Origin of the sequence: Devosia sp. XK-2 (assembly GCF_037113415.1) — a bacterium.
Lineage (GTDB): Bacteria > Pseudomonadota > Alphaproteobacteria > Rhizobiales > Devosiaceae > Devosia.
This window is the reverse complement of record NZ_CP146608.1, coordinates 1,579,080-1,597,185: the sequence shown is the minus strand read 5'-3', so window position 1 is coordinate 1,597,185 and position 18,106 is coordinate 1,579,080. Positions and strand designations below refer to the sequence as shown.

At 60.5% G+C, this 18,106-nt stretch carries 16 protein-coding genes; 4 read left to right on the top strand and 12 right to left on the bottom strand.

Translation table 11 applies throughout. The annotated features are described in order from the left end of the window. Nucleotides 1-199: 199 nt before the first annotated feature. From V8Z65_RS07675 to V8Z65_RS07650, 6 genes are all read right to left on the bottom strand, one after another. Complete coding sequence (locus V8Z65_RS07675; protein ID WP_338723569.1) at nucleotides 200-790, bottom strand: hypothetical protein; 591 nt, start codon at nucleotides 788-790, stop codon at nucleotides 200-202. 324 nt (nucleotides 791-1,114) lie between these two features. Next, entirely contained in the window at nucleotides 1,115-1,666 is a 552-nt protein-coding gene (locus tag V8Z65_RS07670) for an outer membrane beta-barrel protein (protein ID WP_338723568.1), read from the bottom strand. A 225-nt stretch (nucleotides 1,667-1,891) separates the two neighbouring features. Further along, nucleotides 1,892-2,638 (bottom strand): peptide-methionine (S)-S-oxide reductase MsrA, encoded by a 747-nt coding sequence (msrA, locus tag V8Z65_RS07665; RefSeq protein WP_338723567.1) that lies wholly within the window; start codon nucleotides 2,636-2,638, stop codon nucleotides 1,892-1,894. Nucleotides 2,639-2,827: 189 nt separating this feature from the next. Next, nucleotides 2,828-3,916, bottom strand: coding sequence for a sn-glycerol-3-phosphate ABC transporter ATP-binding protein UgpC (ugpC, locus tag V8Z65_RS07660; protein ID WP_338723566.1), 1,089 nt, complete (start codon nucleotides 3,914-3,916; stop codon nucleotides 2,828-2,830). Between the two features lie 33 nt (nucleotides 3,917-3,949). Continuing rightward, nucleotides 3,950-4,594, bottom strand: a complete 645-nt coding sequence (locus tag V8Z65_RS07655) for a ThuA domain-containing protein (RefSeq protein WP_338723564.1) — start codon at nucleotides 4,592-4,594, stop codon at nucleotides 3,950-3,952. 2 nt (nucleotides 4,595-4,596) lie between these two features. Then, nucleotides 4,597-5,817, bottom strand: a complete 1,221-nt coding sequence (locus V8Z65_RS07650) for an ROK family transcriptional regulator (protein ID WP_338723983.1) — start codon at nucleotides 5,815-5,817, stop codon at nucleotides 4,597-4,599. Nucleotides 5,818-6,134: 317 nt separating this feature from the next. Between V8Z65_RS07650 and V8Z65_RS07645 the strand changes: the two genes are divergently transcribed. From V8Z65_RS07645 to V8Z65_RS07630, 4 genes are all read left to right on the top strand, one after another. After that, complete coding sequence (locus V8Z65_RS07645) at nucleotides 6,135-7,391, top strand: extracellular solute-binding protein (RefSeq protein ID WP_338723563.1); 1,257 nt, start codon at nucleotides 6,135-6,137, stop codon at nucleotides 7,389-7,391. Between the two features lie 108 nt (nucleotides 7,392-7,499). Then, a complete protein-coding gene (locus tag V8Z65_RS07640; RefSeq protein ID WP_338723562.1) occupies nucleotides 7,500-8,432 on the top strand; it encodes a sugar ABC transporter permease in 933 nt (310 codons plus the stop codon). Next, entirely contained in the window at nucleotides 8,432-9,274 is an 843-nt protein-coding gene (locus V8Z65_RS07635; protein ID WP_338723560.1) for a carbohydrate ABC transporter permease, read from the top strand. The genes V8Z65_RS07640 and V8Z65_RS07635 overlap by 1 nt, the downstream gene beginning before the upstream one ends. Nucleotides 9,275-9,370: 96 nt before the next feature. After that, nucleotides 9,371-10,528: a mandelate racemase/muconate lactonizing enzyme family protein gene (locus tag V8Z65_RS07630; protein WP_338723559.1), complete on the top strand. Its 1,158-nt coding sequence runs from the start codon at nucleotides 9,371-9,373 to the stop codon at nucleotides 10,526-10,528. 32 nt (nucleotides 10,529-10,560) lie between these two features. Here V8Z65_RS07630 and V8Z65_RS07625 read toward each other — a convergent pair whose 3' ends face one another. The 6 genes from V8Z65_RS07625 to V8Z65_RS07600 form a co-directional block, all read right to left on the bottom strand. Beyond that, nucleotides 10,561-11,523 (bottom strand): ABC transporter permease, encoded by a 963-nt coding sequence (locus V8Z65_RS07625; protein WP_338723558.1) that lies wholly within the window; start codon nucleotides 11,521-11,523, stop codon nucleotides 10,561-10,563. Between the two features lie 8 nt (nucleotides 11,524-11,531). Continuing rightward, a complete protein-coding gene (locus tag V8Z65_RS07620; protein ID WP_338723981.1) occupies nucleotides 11,532-12,572 on the bottom strand; it encodes an ABC transporter permease in 1,041 nt (346 codons plus the stop codon). A gap of 5 nt (nucleotides 12,573-12,577) precedes the next feature. Beyond that, nucleotides 12,578-14,104 (bottom strand): sugar ABC transporter ATP-binding protein, encoded by a 1,527-nt coding sequence (locus V8Z65_RS07615; protein ID WP_338723557.1) that lies wholly within the window; start codon nucleotides 14,102-14,104, stop codon nucleotides 12,578-12,580. Nucleotides 14,105-14,173: 69 nt separating this feature from the next. Next, on the bottom strand, nucleotides 14,174-15,310 hold the full coding sequence (locus V8Z65_RS07610; protein WP_338723556.1) for a sugar ABC transporter substrate-binding protein: 1,137 nt from the start codon (nucleotides 15,308-15,310) through the stop codon (nucleotides 14,174-14,176). A gap of 94 nt (nucleotides 15,311-15,404) precedes the next feature. Continuing rightward, nucleotides 15,405-16,154 (bottom strand): FCD domain-containing protein, encoded by a 750-nt coding sequence (locus tag V8Z65_RS07605; RefSeq protein WP_338723555.1) that lies wholly within the window; start codon nucleotides 16,152-16,154, stop codon nucleotides 15,405-15,407. Next, nucleotides 16,151-18,100 (bottom strand): ABC transporter permease subunit, encoded by a 1,950-nt coding sequence (locus V8Z65_RS07600; RefSeq protein ID WP_338723554.1) that lies wholly within the window; start codon nucleotides 18,098-18,100, stop codon nucleotides 16,151-16,153. The genes V8Z65_RS07605 and V8Z65_RS07600 overlap by 4 nt, the downstream gene beginning before the upstream one ends. Nucleotides 18,101-18,106 lie beyond the last annotated feature (6 nt).

The following is an 18,106-nucleotide window of genomic DNA, read 5'->3' as shown; positions in this document are numbered from 1 at the left end:
GGCAGGTTGGCATGATCGCTACATTTCGCAGCAGGTGACCACCCACAAAAACGGTACTCGCCGCGGCAAGTAGCTACTGAGCCATCGGCCGATTCCGACCGCTGAAAACCAAAACGGCGGACCGAAATGAATCGGTCCGCCGAGATGGGTTGCAAGATTGCTGGCCCAGGGGCGAATGCCGCCCCAGGACGCTACAAACTTAGAAGTGGTAGAAGACGCCGACGGTGGCCTTAGCCGACTCGAAGAACGAATCCGGAGCAGTGTTGGAGAAGTCGCCCTGACCGACGATTTCACCGCGAACGGTGACGACGTCGTTGACAGCGAATTCAACACCACCACCGAGCTGATAGACACCGACCGAACCAGCGGCAGTGTTGTTGAAACCAACGCCACCCAGAGCATAGATCAGGGCGTTGTCGGTGACGATGGCACCAGCGCGGAGGTTCGCGAAGAACTCACCCGAGTTGGTGACGGCAGCGCCGGTGTTCCACATGTAGTCGGCGGTGACTTCAACACCGAGCAGGACCGGGTCCATCGGGATGAAGTTCACGCCAACGGCAGCACCGACGACACCATAGGTGGTGCTGGCAGTGACATTGCCATCAGCATAGCTGTTAGCGCCGGTGAACTGACCGCCGAGACGGGCACCCACATAGAGGCCTTCCCAGTCGAAACCAGCCGGGGCGTAGATCGGCTCCGGGGTGGTCGGGATGATGAGGTCAGCAGCCTGAGCGCCACCAACCATGAGAGCCGCGGCGGAAACGCCAATGGCCAAAGAACGTACAAACATGTCTTGCACTCCCATAGAGTTAACCGTAGTCGACCGATAGATGCCTGAGGCGCGCGCGGCTGACAAGAGAGTGCGCACCCAAATTTGGAAGCGCGGATAAGATTTGATGACCATTTCCGGGCAGGTGTTGCATGAACACACCGGAATTGGTTCAATTTGATACAATTGCCACGAATTGGCCACCGCCCTGCCGGTGAGCCACCGCAATTGTGGCAGGCCAAACCCCGCTTGACACTTAGCTGACACAATTTCGCCGGAAACGCAATCGGCCCCGTGTCGCAAGACACGGGGCCGAGGTATGCTGAGTCGCGCTGGAGGCGGCTGCTAGAAATGGTAGCTGGCGCCGACGGTGAATTGATTCTTGTCGTTGCCGCCCTGGATCGGGAAGCCGTGCAGATATTGGGCACGCACGGATACGTTGTCAGTCACGGCCAGTTCGACGCCGCCGCCAAGCAGCGCATCTTCCTCGTTAGGCACGCCAAGATCGATGCCGTAGCCACCAGCGGCATAGACCGCCACATTGTCAGAGACCACCAGGCCGGCCCGGCCAAGGATCTGGCCATAGGACGTTTCCCCGACCGTGCCGTTATCGGCAAGGCCGGTCACAGCCACCTCGGCACCAAGAAGATAGAAATCGAATTGGGCATTCACGCCGGCCTGCACACCCAAGCCATATTGGGTGTCGCTGACCGAGCCGTTCTGGGCGGCACCATGGATGCCGGCATAGAAGCCATTCCAATCGAAGCCGGCATCATTGGCTATGGGCAACTCGGCCTGGGTCGAGGTCGGCACGGTGATGAGATCTGCGGCCATGGCCGCACTCGCGGGAAGCGCTGTTGCCAGACCCGCAAGGGCGAAAGTTTTTGCGATACGCATGGCTGTCATCCTTACTCTGGATCATTCGATAAAGCCGAAACGTCACCTTTACGGCGGCGGTTCCGAGGTGATTTTCCTAGCGGCGTGGCACAACCTGCCTCTCAATCGCAGCTTGTACCGCGCCGTCAGAATCCCTGTTTCTCAGGCCTTTTCGGCCAGAACCGGACGATCCAAGGGCCAGAATGGGGCGATCGACAGCTGTGACCGCCACGCAACACCTGGCGCCTAGCCGTCCGGCAACATGCCAACCAGCACCGGGTCGGCGCGGAACTTGTCGGGGAAAATCTCCTCCAGAGCCGCAATCTTGGGCAGGTCGTGGATCACGATATAGGGCCAGCTCGGGTTCAGCGTCAGGAAGTCCTGATGATATTGCTCGGCCGGATAAAAGGCCTCGAAGGGCTCAAGCGTGGTGACAATGGGGCCTTCAAACAGGTTCGCCGCGTCCAACTGATCAATATAGGCCTGCGCCACTCGCGCCTGGTCCTGGTTGAGCGTGAAGATCGTGGACCGGTATTGCGTGCCGTGGTCTGGGCCCTGGTAGTTCAACTGAGTCGGATTGTGAGCGACCGAGAAATAGACATGCATCAGTTCGCCGAAGCTGACGACGCTAGGGTCATAAGTGATCTCGACCGTTTCTGCGTGGCCGGTATTGCCGCGCGAGGTCAGATCGTAAGTGGCGGTTTCCGCCGCGCCGCCGGAATAACCGGAAACGGCATTAACGACGCCTTTTACGCGTTGGAACACCCCCTGCACGCCCCAGAAGCAACCACCGGCGAATACGGCCACGGCGGCGTCGCCGCTTTCATCCAGATCCAGATTGGGCGCGGGAATAATGACCGGGGCCTCCTGCCCCACCGCCACTTGCGGCGCAAGGGGCGTGGCCAGGGCCGACAAGGCCAGCAGGCCTGCAAGGATGTTGCGGCGCGACAAGCGGCGAAAGGCGGTAGGCTCTGTCGATTGGCTATTGGGCATTCGAACACCTCATGCTGAATATCTGTCAGCACATACGGCGATCATGCACCTGAAGTTACGCCAGATCACGCGGCTCACAACTATATGAATGCGAACGGGCGGCGAATAGCCAAGGTTTGTGTGGAGCATCGACCGCGGCAAGAGCCGAGGGGACTTGCCGCGGTTCGCCATGATCGCGCCGGGTGCGGACTAAATCCGCAGCCCCTCCTCGTCGAAAGCGAGCAATGATCCGGGCTCCATGCCCACGGACAAAAGCGCACCGTCGGCAATGCGCGAATGCCCTTTTTGCTGAATCGTCACCTTGGTTTGATCATCGTTGCCGACGGCATAAACGAAGGAGACGCCGCCAAGCTGCTCGACGACCTGGGCCTTGGCGGTCAAGGTCGGCCCACCGGCCGCGGCATCGGCAAAGTGTTCGGGACGGATGCCCACACTGATCCGCTGGCCGACCTGGCCGCCCGAGCCGCGACGGTGAACGACCAGGTCTGGCGCGTCAAAGGCGTCGAGCGAGACCTTCATCTCCGTCCCATTGATTGCCATAACCGTGCCGTCCAGAAAGTTCATCCGCGGGGAGCCGATGAAGCCGGCGACGAACTTGTTGTCGGGATTGTCGTAGAGTTCGATGGGGCTGCCCTGCTGCTCGACGCGGCCGGCCCGCAACACCACAATACGGTCGGCCAGCGTCATGGCCTCCACCTGGTCATGGGTCACATAGACCATGGTGGCCCCAAGCTGCTGGTGCAGCTTGGCGATCTCGATGCGCATCTGCACCCGCAATTCGGCGTCGAGATTGCTGAGCGGCTCATCAAACAGGAACGCCTTGGGCTGGCGGACAATGGCCCGGCCAATAGCGACACGCTGTCGCTGCCCCCCTGAAAGCTGGCGCGGCTTGCGCTCGAGCAGGTCTGTCAGTTCCAGGATGCGAGCCGCTTCCATGGCGCGCTCGGCGACCTGCTCCCTCGGCATCCCGCCCATACGCAGGCCGAAGCCCAGATTTTGCTCGACCGTCATGTGCGGATATAGCGCGTAGGACTGGAACACCATGGCCACGCCCCGCTCGGACGGGTCAAAATCGGTAACATCCTCGCCACCGATCAGCACCTGTCCCGAAGACGGTTCTTCCAGCCCCGAAATGGTGCGCAGCAGCGTGGACTTGCCGCAGCCAGACGGTCCCACAAAGACCACGAACTCGCCATTGGCGATGTCTAGATCGATATCGTGAATGACCTTGACGGAACCAAAGCTCTTATTGATCCCGCGTAATTGCAAATCTGCCATCGTCTCCTCCTTGCCGATGGTTGACATGACGGTTCAGCGCGCTGCCCAGAGCGCCCCGCGTTCGAACAGGGTCCGCATCTGCGGCACCTGGAATTCGTCGACGACGTGGCCCAATGTGGAGTGGAAAACCCTGCCTTTGCCAAAGCGGCGCTTCCAGACCACGGGCATAACCACGCCACCGATCTCTTCGAAAAATTCACCGCTGAATGTGGTGGTCGCCAGCACTTCGATGCTGGGGTCGAAATGCATGTAATATTGCTCGGAATGATATGGGAAATCACCCAGGCCTTGCATGATCGGATCGTCGGGCCGCGTCACATTGACGGTGAAGTCGATAATATTGCCCGGGTGAGCGACCCACTGCCCGCCGACCATGAACTGATAGTCCGGCTCGTTACGGAAACTGTCTGACATCAGGCCGTGAAAGCCAGCCAGGCCGGTGCCGTTGCGGACTGCAGCCAGGAGATTGGTCAATTCCTCGCGTTCGATGCGCGACATGGTGATGGCCGGCACGATGAGATCGTAGCGACCCAGATGCTCATCGGCGAAGGCCTCGGTGGTCGGCTCGATATCCACGGCGAAATCATGGGATTCAAGCATGGACCCCACCAGACGGGCACTTTGCTCAGGCGTGTGTCCATCCCAGCCTCCCCAGACGATCAGGGCTGATTTTGTCACAATTATTCCTCCTGGTAGGTCGCGGCCCATGGGGCGCTATAGATGTCTCGAAGCATCAACGCGGCCGCTCCGCGGGCCCAGAGCTGATCGTCCAGTGTGTGGAAGACCAACTGCGTCGATGCAAAATGCGTGCGGAAACTATTGGCGGCGGCGGCGGCGCGAACGGCCGGCTCGACCAATTCGCAATAGCCGGCGGGCCCGAGGGCCATGATTATCTTTTCGGGATTGATCAGGTTGATGATGTGGGAGATGCCAATGCCGAGCTTTGCGCCTTGCTGATCGATCATGGCCCTGGCCCCGGCATTGCCCGCCCGGCACGCCTCGGCGAGGGCCGCCTTGATATTGGTTTTCGCCAAGGGGGACTCCACGAATGCCGAACCTATCGCCTTGGCGGCCTGGCGCCGCAGGACCGCCTCCCCCACATGGGCGTTCAGGCAATCGATCTGGCCGCATTCGCACACCATACCCTCACCGCCCACCTTAAGGTGGCCAAATGTGGGCCCCAGCGCACTGGCCCCGCGATGGATATCGGTTTCCATCCAAAGACCAACGCTGGCGGTTTGATCGAGCGTGATGACGGCGAAATTCTTGCTGCGCTGGGCATGCCCGAACCAACTTTCCGACAGCGCCAGAAGATTGGCAGGTTTTTCGAGCTTGACCGGCCAGCCGGTGCGCTCCTGCAGGAGGGAGCCGATAGGCACCTCGCGCTCGCCAAAAACGGAACTTGAATAGCTTCTGCCCGAGCGTGGATCGACAAGTCCCGGAACGCCGATGCCGATGCCCTTTATGCGGCTACGGTCTATGCCGGAGCGCGTGATGCAATCATCAAGCGCGTCCTCGATGAGGTCGACAATGACCTCGACCGGCTGGCGTGCAAGACGAATGGGCAATTGCAGCGAACCGACCTGCTCGCCGCGGAAATCGACCAACGTGACCGTTGTCATCGACTCGGAAATTTGTATGCCGATGACGTAGGCGGCCTCGGCCACCAGCCCCAACAATACGCGAGGGCGGCCGCGCTGCGTATCGCCATTGGGCTGGGTATGCGTCGCCCGGATAAGCCCCTGCTCGATCAGCGCGCTGGTGATGGCAGAAACCGTCGTGCCGCTGAGCAGCGTCTGCTCCGAGATTTCCACGCGCGAAATCTGGCCATTGCGCCGGATGGCCTCCAGCACATGATGCTTGTTGATTTCGCGCATAAGCAGCGGATCTGCGATTTTCACAGCCAAGCGGTAGTCTCCAGAAAACTATCGGCAAATCGGATTTAGTTTGCAGTCTATATCAAATTGTCTCGCGGTTGATGCAATCCCTTTCCACCCGTCACCCAGAAAAACCGGCGCAAACACGTGAATTCAATAGGTTATCTATGATTGGCAACATTTTTCCACTCCGGGGTGCGGCTTGATGTACGTCCCTCTTGCAGCTTTAATAAGGGATGCGTAAAAAGTAGCAAGCGCCGAGTTCAGTGGGGACTGACTTGCCGCGGTGGCCCGGGAGGGAGTCGAAACCGGCTTCGATGGCCACATCAGGAGGAAAAATCATGAAGCATATTGCGCTTGCCGCAATGCTCGGACTGGCGGCAATTGCCCCGGCCCAGGCACAAACCGTTGTTCGGCACCTGCACATCACGTCCATTCCTGCCGAAGTGGAATTGATGAACAGCATCGCCGCCGATTTCATGGCGCAAAATCCCGACATCGTGGTCGAGCTGCCTTTTCTTGAAAACGAGGCGTTCAAGGCCAAGCTGACGACGCTGCTGCAGTCGGCGGACGCGCCGGACGTGTTCCACTCATGGGGTGGCGGTGTGTTCTATGAACAGGCGGCAGCCGGGGTGCTTCGCCCGATCGAAGACGTGTTGTCCGATGAGGCCAAGGCCAATGTCGGCACTGCCGGCATTTCTGCGTTCACCGCACCCGACGGCCATCTTTATGGTGTGGCCCGCGACGTGAGCGAAGTCGTGCTCTGGTACAACAAGACCCTGTTCGAGCAGGCCGGCGTGGACCCGGCCAGCATGGAAACCTGGGACGGGTTCCTCGCGGGCGTGCAGGCCTTCAAGGATGCCGGAATCACCCCCATCGCCATCGGCGCCAAAGACAAGTGGCCAGCCCACTTCTGGTGGTCCAAGCTGGTTGTGCGGCTGGCCGGCCAGGAAGGCTTTGCCGCCGCCGCGCGCGGCGAAGGCGACGGCTTTGCCGGCGAGGACTTCGTCAAGGCCGGCGAATATTTCCTTGAGCTGGCTGCTCTCGACCCCTGGCAGGAAGGCTTCCTGGCCGCCAATTATGGCGATGCCTCGGGCCTGTTCGGCGATGGCAATGCGGCAATGCACCTGATGGGCGACTGGGATTACGGCGCCATGAAGGACAATTCTGCCGACAAGAACGGCATCCCGGACGAGGAACTGGGCATCCTGCCCTTCCCGACCATTGAAGGGGGCAAGGGCGATCCGACCGACACGCTGGGCGGCCTTGGTGGCGTGCTGTTCTCCAGGAATGCCTCGGACGCGGCCGTGAAATGGATCGAGTTCTTCAACAACACCGAGAACCAGGCCAAATACGCCGCCGATGCCTACTACATCCCGATTGCCAAAGGTGCGGCTGACGTCATGACCAACCCGTTCAAGGTGCAGATCGGCCAGAACATCAGCAATGCCCATTGGCACGCCCTGTTCTTCGATCAGGCCCTGGGCCCGAATGTGGGCGGCGTAGTCAATGACATTTCGGCCGAGCTGGCTGCCAATGCCATGAGCGCGGAGGAAGCGGCAGAACTGATCAAGGAAGCGGTGGACGACGAACTCTAGTCGTCACTCAAGTCCGGCGGGCGACCTGTTCGCCCGCCAATCTTTATTCACCTTCCAGGCCCTTGTGCGCTTAGTGCAACTGCGGCTTGTCAGGCGAGGAATCCATTCATGACGAGTGTCGCTACCGGAACAGATCTGGGTGAACGGGCTACCCTTCATCGCAGGCGCTACACCGATCGCAAAAGCATTATTGCGCTGCTGCTGTTCCTGCCGCCATCGCTGATCCTGTTCACGGCATTCGTCGTGCTGCCGATGATCGACGCAGCCACGTTCTCGTTTTTCGACTGGAACGGCTATGGTCCGATCACCGACTTTGTCGGCTTTGAAAACTATGCCGACGTCATCACGCATCGCAATTTCGGCACAGCGGTCCGAAACAGCCTGATCGTCGTGGCCGTGTCGCTGCTCATACAATTGCCGCTCGCCATGTGGTGCGCCATCGCGCTGGCCGAGCGTGGCGCGCATATCAACCTGATCCGCGTCCTGTTCTTCCTGCCCTATATGCTGGCCGAAGTCGCCGCGGGACTGATCTGGAAGTTCGTCTATGACGGCAATTACGGCCTGCTGCCGGCGATCGGCGGGGCCATTGGCGTCGATATGCCCTTCGTGCTGGGCGACAAGCTCTGGGTGATCCCCGCCATCATGCTGGTCATTACCTGGAAGTATTTCGGCTTCCACATGATGATCTTCATAGCGGGCCTGCAATCGATCCCGAACGAGGTGATCGAGGCCGCCCGGCTCGACGGCGTCAAGAAATGGCAGATCGTGCGCCACATCAAAATCCCGATGATCCGCTCGGCCATCGTCATCTCGGTGTTCTTCGCCATTACCGGGGCGCTGCAGCTATTCGACCTGATCATCCCCTTGTCCAATGGCGGACCATCGCACTCCAGCCACACCATCGTGACCTTCCTCTACCAGTTCGGCATTCTGCGCATGAAGCTGGGCTTTGGCGGCGCGGTCAGCGTGTTGCTGTTCATCGCCTGCGTGATCGTCGCGCTGGCCTATCGTCGCATCCTGTTCAAAGTGGAGCAGAACTGATGGCCGTCACTTCAAAAAAACGCCGTCCGGTCATCTCGCCCGTTCAGTGGATCAGCTTGATGGTCGTGGTCGCTTTCGTGATTGTGCCGTTCTACACGACGGCCCTTGGCGGCTTTAAGGAAATCGGGGAATTGCGCGTCAATCCGTTCGGGCTGCCGGCGAGCTGGGACACCGTCCGCTTCGCCGAAATCCTCGGCGGACCGCGCTATTTCTCGTCGCTGGGCAATTCCCTGCTCATTGCCGGGGGCACTGTCGTTCTTTCGACGCTCGTTGCCTCCATGACGGCCTTCGCCCTGGCCCATATCAAGTTTTTCGGCAGCCGGTTCATCCTGGGCTATCTGATGCTTGGCCTGCTGTTCCCTGCCGCCACCGGCATCCTGCCGCTCTTCATCAAGATGCGGGACCTGGGCATGCTCGACAGCCATTGGGGCATTATCATCGTGCAAGTGGCGTTCAGCGTGTCCTTTTCGGTGCTACTGTTCCACAATTTCTTCAAGGAGCTACCAAAGGAGCTGATTGACGCCGCGCGCATGGACAATTGCGGCTATATCCGCATCTACTGGTACATCACGCTGCCGCTGTGCCTGCCGATCATCGCGACTGTGGGCGTATTCAACTTCGTAGGGAGCTGGAACAGCTTCCTGTTGCCGCTGATCGTGCTCAACTCCGAGGCCAAATATACGTGGCCGCTCGGCATCATGCAGTTCCAGGGGCAATATGGTTCGGACTGGCCGCGTATTCTGGCTTTTCTGACACTGTCCATCCTGCCGGCAATCGCCTTTTTCCTGCTGGCACAGCGCTATGTGATCTCCGGGCTGACCGGTGGCGCTGTCAAAGGCTAAGAGGCCAATGCCGACGGGGCCGCTGCCGCGATGCCATTGTCGATGGCATCGTGCGCGGACGAATGACAAGACAATGCCAGTTCCGGGAGGATCCTTGTGAAAATCACGTCCGTCAAAACAGCGGCGACACGCGGCCATTGCATGCATTTGTGGGTTCGCATCGAGACGGATTCGGGCATTACGGGCCTGGGCGAATGCGTCCATGGCGGGCATCAGGCCATTGCCATTATCCAGCAGGAGTTGGCCGCCAAACTGATCGGCCGGGATCCTTTCGCCATCGACGCCATATTTGAGGATATCCGCCGCAGCCTGGTATTCGAAGGTGGTTTTGCCGGCGCTCTGATTACCGCGCTGACGGGTATCGAGATTGCGCTCTGGGATCTCAAGGGCAAGGCGCTCAAAGTGCCAATCTACGAGCTGCTTGGCGGCAAGTTTCGCGACGACATTCGCGTCTATTGCGACTGCGAAGTGTCTCCCGGCATGAATATGGGCGAAGTTCAGGCGGTGGTGGACGAAGTGCTGGAGGCCGGCTTCAGCGCGCTCAAGGTCGACCTGGACATCCGCGCCTATGGGCATACGGGCAGCGAGACCGGCTGGTACGAAAAGGACAAGTTCAACATGACGCCCAACCGCTGGGAGCATGACCGCATGGTCGAGCTGGCCAGCATGGTTGTGGAAGCGGCGGGGCCGTCGGTCGATGTGGCGGCGGACCTGCATACGCGGCTCGACAAGCACAGCGCCATCCGGCTGGCGCGCGACCTCGAACCGCTCAAGCTGATGTGGCTCGAAGAGCCTGTACCGCCTGAAAATATCGACGTGATGGCGGAAATCACCCGCAGCACGTCAACGCCCATCTGCGCCGGCGAAAATCTCTATCTGCGTCATGGCTTCCGCAAGCTGCTCGAGCAGCAGGCCGTCGACATCATCATGCCCGACATTCCCAAATGCGGCGGGCTTTCCGAATGCCGCAAGATTGCCGAGCTGGCCGATCTCTATTCGGTCCCGTTTGCGCCGCATAATGTTTCCTCGCCGATCGGCACCATGGCGTCCGCCCATGTCTGCGCCACGGTGCCTAATTTCCTGGTGCTGGAATATCACTGGTTCCACCGCGACTATTGGTCGACCATTACCGATGGCGGCGAGATCATCGAGAATGGCAAGATCAAGATCAGCGACCGGCCGGGTATCGGGCTCGAGCTCAATGAAGAGGTGGCGAAGGCGCACCAATATCCCGGGACGACCTGGTTCGAATGATCGCCTAGGGGTGGCACTGAACGGCCGGGCCCTTATCCGCCGAGATTGCGGCTACCCCGGCCATAGACCAGAAGCATGCCGATGATGACGCTGCCATAGATGACCTGACGGCCCGCTTCGGGCATCTGCATGATCGACAGCACGGAATTGAGAAGCACGATGAGGGTAACGCCGACCAGCGTGCCCACATAGCGCCCCTGCCCGCCCAGAATGCGGGTGCCGCCGATGACCACGGCCGCGAGTGCCGGCAACAGATAGGCATTGCCCATGCCCTGATAGGCCTTGGTTGAATAACCAGCCAGGAGAATGCCGGCGATGGCGGCGCAGACCCCCGAGGCCACAAAGGCGCCCACGATGACCCAACGCGTCCTGATGCCCGAAAGATAAGCGGCAGCCTCGCGGTTACCGGTGGCGTAGACGGATCGTCCGAACGCGGTCCGCGACAGCAGCAGCACGATGACAAGGGAGACGGCTGTCCAGACAAAGATGGCCACGGGGATGCCAAACAGTTTGTCGGCCGCAAGCATTCGCATCAGCGGCGTCGCCCGGTCCTGCGGCGCGAAGCCCCCGGTATGCCAGACCATGAGGCCGCGCATGACCGAGTCCACGCCCAGCGTAAAAATCATAGACGGGATGCGGAGATAGGCGACGCCGAGGCCATTGACCAGGCCCACGGCGACGCCGACGGCAATGCCAGTGGGGAGGGCCAGGTCGCCGCCGACCGCGGTGGCCATCATGGCGGCGGCGGTGAGGGTCCAGGGGATGGAAAGATCGATGTGCCCCAATAGGATAACCATCATCATGCCAGCCGCGACGATGCCGAGGAATGAGCCTGCCTGCAATTGCTGGAGCAGGTAATTGGGCGAGAACAATGGCGCCGTGCCCTGGGTCGCCAGGGTGTAGACGGTGCCCAGGATAAGGATAATGAACACGAATCCGGCCGAGATGAACACGGGTTTGTCTTCGGGCCGAAGACGCGAGAGGGCGATCTGCATGACGTCTCCTAACGAAAGAGCTCGAGGCGGTTCTTGATGCGCAGCACGCGGAATGCCCCCAGGCTGACAGCGGCGAGCAGCACCACACCCTCGACCAGGGGCTGCAGCAATGGATCAATCGAGAGGATGCGGAAATAGAAGGACATGACGCGAAGAATAAGCGCGCCGATGATCGAACCGATTGCACCCCCTATGCCGCCCAGGAGCGAGGTGCCGCCCAGGACGACGGCGGCGATGGAATTGAGCGTATAGGCCCCAGCCTGGGTGAGATCGGCGTTGCCCGAAGCGGTCTGGATGGCCAGATAGAGACCTCCGCAGGCGGCGAAGAAGCCGGCCAGGGTGAAGGCAGCAATCTTGGCGCGGTCGATGGGCAGTCCGGACATATAGGCCGCCCCCTCGGCCGAGCCGATGGCGTAAATGGTCCGGCCGATGACGGTGCGCCGAAATGGCAACCAGACGCAGACGCCAAGCACGACGATGATGAGGAGCGGCACGGGTATCCAGGACACCGGCGCAAACCAGGCCGCGTCGGGGTCGAAGAACCCGTAGGTGTCGACAAAATCCCATAGGGAATTGGTTAGCGCCCAGTTGAGGTCACCATCGATGTCGCCGCCGGGCTTGGGACGAATAAACAGAGCCAGACCCATGGCAATGGCCCCGGTGGCCAAGGTCGCTATGATCGGCTGTAGTCGCCCATAGACGACGATCAGGCCATTGCAGAAGCCAAAGGCAGTGCCCGCCAGCAATGTCACCAGGATGCCGAAGACGATCTGGAGCGGCGAGCCATTGACCAGAGCGGAAGCGATACATGCCGCAAGCGTCATGACGGCGCCCACCGACAGATCGAGACCTCCGAGCAGAACGGGAACGGTCTGCGCCATTGCGACAAAGACAATGGCCACCGATTCATTGGCGTTCTGAATAAGCACTGCCGTGGAAAAGCCGCGCGGGTGCAGGATGTTATAGATCAGGTAGAGGACGGACAGCATCAACACCGCGCCATAAAAGCCACGGTTCTGCCGGACGCTGGTGCCGAGGGCCGACATCATGGCGTTCACGACACGGCCTCCAGGGTGGGCGTGCCGATATTGAGCGAAGCGCCAATAATGGCTTCCTCGTTGATATCCTGGCCGGTCAGCTCGGCGACAATGGCCCCGTCATACATAATCGCCACCCTGTCGCAGCAGCCGATCAACTCGGCATAATCGGTTGAATAGAAGAGGATTGCCCTGCCCTCGTCTGCCAGTTCGCGCATGAGACGGTAGATTTCCTGCTTGGTGCCGACATCGATACCGCGGGTCGGATCGTTGAGGAGAATAACCTCGGGATCGGTCATCAGCCATTTGGCGATGACCACTTTCTGCTGATTGCCGCCCGAAAGCGTCGCCACTGCATCCTGCGGTGAGCCGATCTTGATCTGCAATTTGGCAATGGCGGCATCGACCGCCCGCGTCTCCAGGGCCGGATCGATGAAGGGTCCGCGCGAAACCTGGGCATAGGAGGCGGCCAGGAGGTTATCGGCAATCGACATGGGCAACATCAGCCCTTCGGTCTTGCGATCCTCGGGCACGAGACAGATGCGGCGTGGCGCGCGTTTGGCGGTGGCCGGCGAGGATGGCGCGCCTGACTGCCCCCCTACCCCGACTTTGCCCTCGACCCCGCGCAACACACCAAAAAGGGCAAGCATGAGCTCTTTTTGCCCCTGTCCATCGAGGCCTCCGAGGCCGACGATTTCGCCCTTGCCCACCGAAAGGGTCGTGCCCTTGAGACGCCTTTCCCAGGACAGGTCCTCGATCCGGAGGTGGGCGGGACGCGGCTCAGACGGGGGCTTGGGCGGAAATTGCCCATCGACCTCCCTGCCGATCATCAGCCGGACGATCTCGCGATCGGATTTGGCACCCTTGGCGAAGGTTTCCACGTGACGCCCATTGCGGAAGACCGAAAGGGTGTCGCAGAGGCGTTCCACCTCGTTCATGCGATGGGAGATGAACAGGCTGGCCACGTTCTCCTCGCGCAACTCGGCGAGCAGCGCATAGACAGTCTCAACATCCTTGCGCGTCAGGGCCGATGTCGCCTCGTCCAGAATGAGCAGCTTGGGCGATTTGCCCAGGGCCTTGGCGATTTCAACCATTTGCCGTCTGGACAACGAGAGGTCGCGCACCAGCGCATTGGGATCGACATCTTCACATTTGATGCGGGCCAAGATGGCCTCGGCAAAACGGCGCTGGGCGCGGGCGTCGATCATGCCCATGCGGCGCGGCGGCGCGGCCAGGCTGATATTGTCGGCAACGGTCAGGTCGGGAACCAGCGAGAGTTCCTGAAAGATGCAGATCACCCCGGCCGCATTGGCTTCCGCGGGCTTTGAAAAATTCACTGCCCGGCCCTCGATATGCATGGTGCCGCTATCGGGCTTGAGCACGCCGGCAATGGTCTTGATCAGGGTCGATTTGCCCGCACCATTCTCTCCCAGAACGGCGTGAATTGAGCCTCGTTCGCAGGCAAAGTCGACATTTTCCAGCGCACGGGTGCCGGCGAAATATTTCGTGATCCCGGACAACTGCACAAAGGGTTGGTTCGACATAGAGGGATGGCACTCCGCTGGCGGACATAGTACGGGGCAGCGCCGCACCGGGCGCCGCCCCTTTGGCGATTACTTCACGTCGGCTTCGGACTGCGCCATGATCGCAGGGCCGGAAATGTTCACGCCGCAAGGCGGGAATTCGTTGACGGTGAAGAAGTTGTCCGGAAGGTCGGACCAGTAATTGACCCCATCCTCGAGCTGATCGTAGGTCGCGACCGGCAGGGGTACCGAGATCAATTGCGGCATGATATTGCCTTCGAGCGCCGACACGGCAGCCTTCATGGCAATGGCTACCAGGCCCGGCGACTGGCCAATGGAAATGCCCTTCAACCCCTCGTCAGCATGCTCGGCAACCAGCTTGCGGAAGCCATTTTCGGATTCGCCCGCAATCGGCACCATGGGGTGACTGGCATCGATGAGCGCCTGCACGACCCCGGTGGTGCCGCCCTGCGCGGCGACAGCATCGAACTGGCCATGAACGGCAATAGCGTCGGCGGTGACTTTCTGGGCCGTACCGTCATCCCAATTGCCCACGACCTCCACGATCTCCCAGTCGCCACCGCTGGCCGCGAAGGTTTCGTGGATGGCCGCCGAACGGTCCCGGTCCACTGAATTGCCGGCCAGGCCGCGCACTTCGAGGATCTTGCCGCCCGTCTTGCCCTCGGCCGCGAGCTGATCGATCAGGAACTGGGCCCATTGCTGACCCATGGAGGTCTGGTCCTCGTTCACCTGCATGACCGCGTCTGTGTCGAGCACATTGTCAAATGGCACGAGCACGACGTCTTCGCGATCAGCCAGACGAATGACCCGGTCGAAGCCATCTGGCGATACGGCAATGGTGACAATGGCGTCAAAGCCCTGGTTGATGAAATCCTCGATCGCGCCGAGCTGGGCGGGGGCGTCAGTGCCGGTCGAGACCACCTTGAACTCGGCGATCTTGTCTTTGATCGCCGGGTCCTCGGCGAAGGCCTTGGCCGTCTTGATCATCTGGATGCGCCAGGTATTGCCGACGAAACCATTGACGATGGCGATCCGGTACGGGCCCTCCTGGGCGGGCCATTGCATGAATTTGGTGTCCTCGCTCCAAGGCGCAAAACAGGTCGGGTCAGCGCCCGGCCCCGACACCACTTCGGGGCCCGCGATAGAAAGGCTGGTCGATGCAAGCATGCTCGCCGCGACCAGTGATGCAATACTCATGGTCTTCATAGTCGTCCTCCCTCAATCAAGCGTCTTCATGACGCCGTGTTCGGGCGGCCCGATCCCATGCGAACCTGGCGGCCCGTACTCGTATCGGGGGGCCTTACAAGGCTCCCTGTTCGGCCTTCGTCTCCTCTTCGAAGGCCCAAAGTCCCAGTTCCAGATGCGAAACCAGCGCATATTGGTAGTGAATGCGGTCCCGCATCTCGAGCGCGTCCACAATGGCGGCATGCTGCTCGACTGTGTCCTCGTTGAAGTCGCGCAACTGCTTGGCCCGTTCCATGATGCGAATGATCACCGGCTTCATGATGCGGTAGACATCGCGGACGGCGCGATTGTTGAGGATGGAAACAAGCCGCAGGTGGAAACTGAAATCCTGTTCCGAGGCGTCCGAGATGGTCTGGGCGCGGCGCAAGCGCTCGTTGATCTCGCGCAAATCGACAATGCTCTGCCCGTTGACGTTGTCGAACAGCGTATCGACGGTACCGACCTCGATGAGTTTCCTGAACCCCTGAATGTCGTTGAAGGTGCGGCGCGAAATATCGAGCGTATTGAAGGAGAACAGATCGAGCGCGCGCTCCATCCGGTCGTCAATTATTGTGGCACCGACCTTGGGGCGCACCGAGACAATGCCATAGGCCTTGAGGATGCGCATCGCCTCTCGAACCGTGTTGCGGCCAGCATCGAAGCGTTCGCAAAGCTCCTTTTCGGTCGGCAGGCTGTCCCCCACCTGCAGGCCGCCATCGGAAATCAGCCCTCTGATATTGCTCACCATGGCGTCGACGGCCGATGGGGCAGGATTTTCCCTTGTCGCCAGGTCGACCGCCGCCCCAGTCAGCCGCTTGGCGCTCATCCCTTGACGGCTCCCACGGTAAGCCCTTCGGCGAGGAAGCGCTGCGCATAGACATAGAGCACAGCCACGGGCACGGCCGTCAGCAGAGACGCTGCCATGAGCTTGCCCCAGGGCAGAATGTCGCCCACCACCAGCGATTGCAGGCCAATCGGCAGGGTGCGCAGCGACTCGGAGGTGATGAACACGAAGGCGAAGAGAAATTCGTTCCAGGCGTTGGTGAAAGCAAACAGCGTTACCGAGAGGATGGCCGGCGCTGCCAGAGGCAGGGTGATGCGCCAGAAGATATAGAGCCGGCTGGCGCCATCGATGAGCGCGGCTTCCTCCAACTCCACCGGAATGGAGCGGAAATAGCCCATCAACACCCAGGTGGCGAAGGGCAAGAGGAATGTCGGATAGGTGACGATGAGCGCCGTGTGGGTGTTGATAATGCCCATGGAGTTCAGCGTCTGGTAGAGCGGGATGAACAGCAGAGTGCCCGGCAGCAGATAGGTGATCAGCAGCAGGGTCGTCAGCACGCCCGCGCCGCGGAACCGAAGCCTGGTCAGGGCGTAGGCGGCCAGCGCGGCCAGCGACACCGAGATGATTGTGGCTGCCGCCGAAACGAAAGCCGAGTTCAATAGCCAGGTCAGGAATGGCGTGTCCTGCACCAGCGAACGGTATTGTTCCAACGTCGCCGGCTGGGGCCAGAAAATGGATTCGCGCTGGCTGATCTGCTCAGTGGTTTTGAGCGAGGTGGTTACGATCCAGTAGAATGGAAAAGCTACAAAGATCAGCACTGGCAGAAGCAGGAGCACGCGCAGCCAAGGGCCGAGTTCGCGACGGACGGCAGTGCTGGTCAAGGGGCGCGTGGCTGGCCTTCCAGTGGCGCGGCGCAATTGGCCGACCAGCGCACCGAAACCGGTGAAGGCGAGATTGATGGGCCAGAAGACGATATCGAGCAGCACATTGACGCCCTTGCCGCCAAGCGCCACCAGCCGATCGGCCAAGCCCGGCCGAGCGTCGAACCCGCCATCGCGCTTGTCGTCATGCCGCATGAAGCGCGCCAATAGCCAGATGAGAATGGCCATGAGAGGTGCGACGGAGAAGGCAATGGCAATGCCCGGGCCGTATTGCAGAGACCCGATGGCCTTTTCATAGGCCAGAATGGAATAAAGCTTGGTCGCCCCGCTCGGGCCGCCGCCTGTCATCAGGAAAGGCAGGCCAAACTGATTGAAGGTCGAGATGAACGACAAGAGCATGGTCACCACGATGACGTAGCGCAGGCTGGGCAGTGTGACATGGCGGAAGCGCTCGACCGCGTTCGCCCCATCCACCTGTGCCGCCTCAATCTGTTCACGATCTACCGCTTTCAAGCCCGCCAGCAGCAGCAGCACATAAAAGGGGATGCCCTTCCAAACATTGACCGAGATGATGGAGCCCATGGCCATGTTGGGATCGGAAAGCCATCCCAGCGGGCGGTCAATAATGCCGACCCCCTGCAGGATGGGGTTCAGGCCACCGAACATGGGATCGTAGATGCTCTTCCAGGCGAGCGCGGTGACGATTTCGGGCACGATCCAGGGCAGCAGCATGATGCCGCTGAGCAGGCTGCGGAATGGCAGGCGGCTATTGAGAATAAGGGCAACGGACATGCCGATGACGAATTTGTAGAGCAGCGACCAGAATGTGAAGACGATCGTGTTCTGCATGGAGAGCAGGAAATCGCTATTGGTCCAGAGGCGCTGATAGTTGCGCAGGCCGACGCTGTTCGTTTCACCGGTCAGATAGTTGAACGAGGTGGTGCTGATGAAGATGGCGTTGACAAAAGGCCAGAAGATCAACAGCGCCATGATCAGCACCATTGGCAGCACGAAGAGCTGACCCACTTTCCAGTCGGGTCCGAACAGCCTCTCAAAGTAGTTCTTGCGCGACGGTCGCTGCTTCGTCGCTCCAACGGCCAACGTCATCCGGTC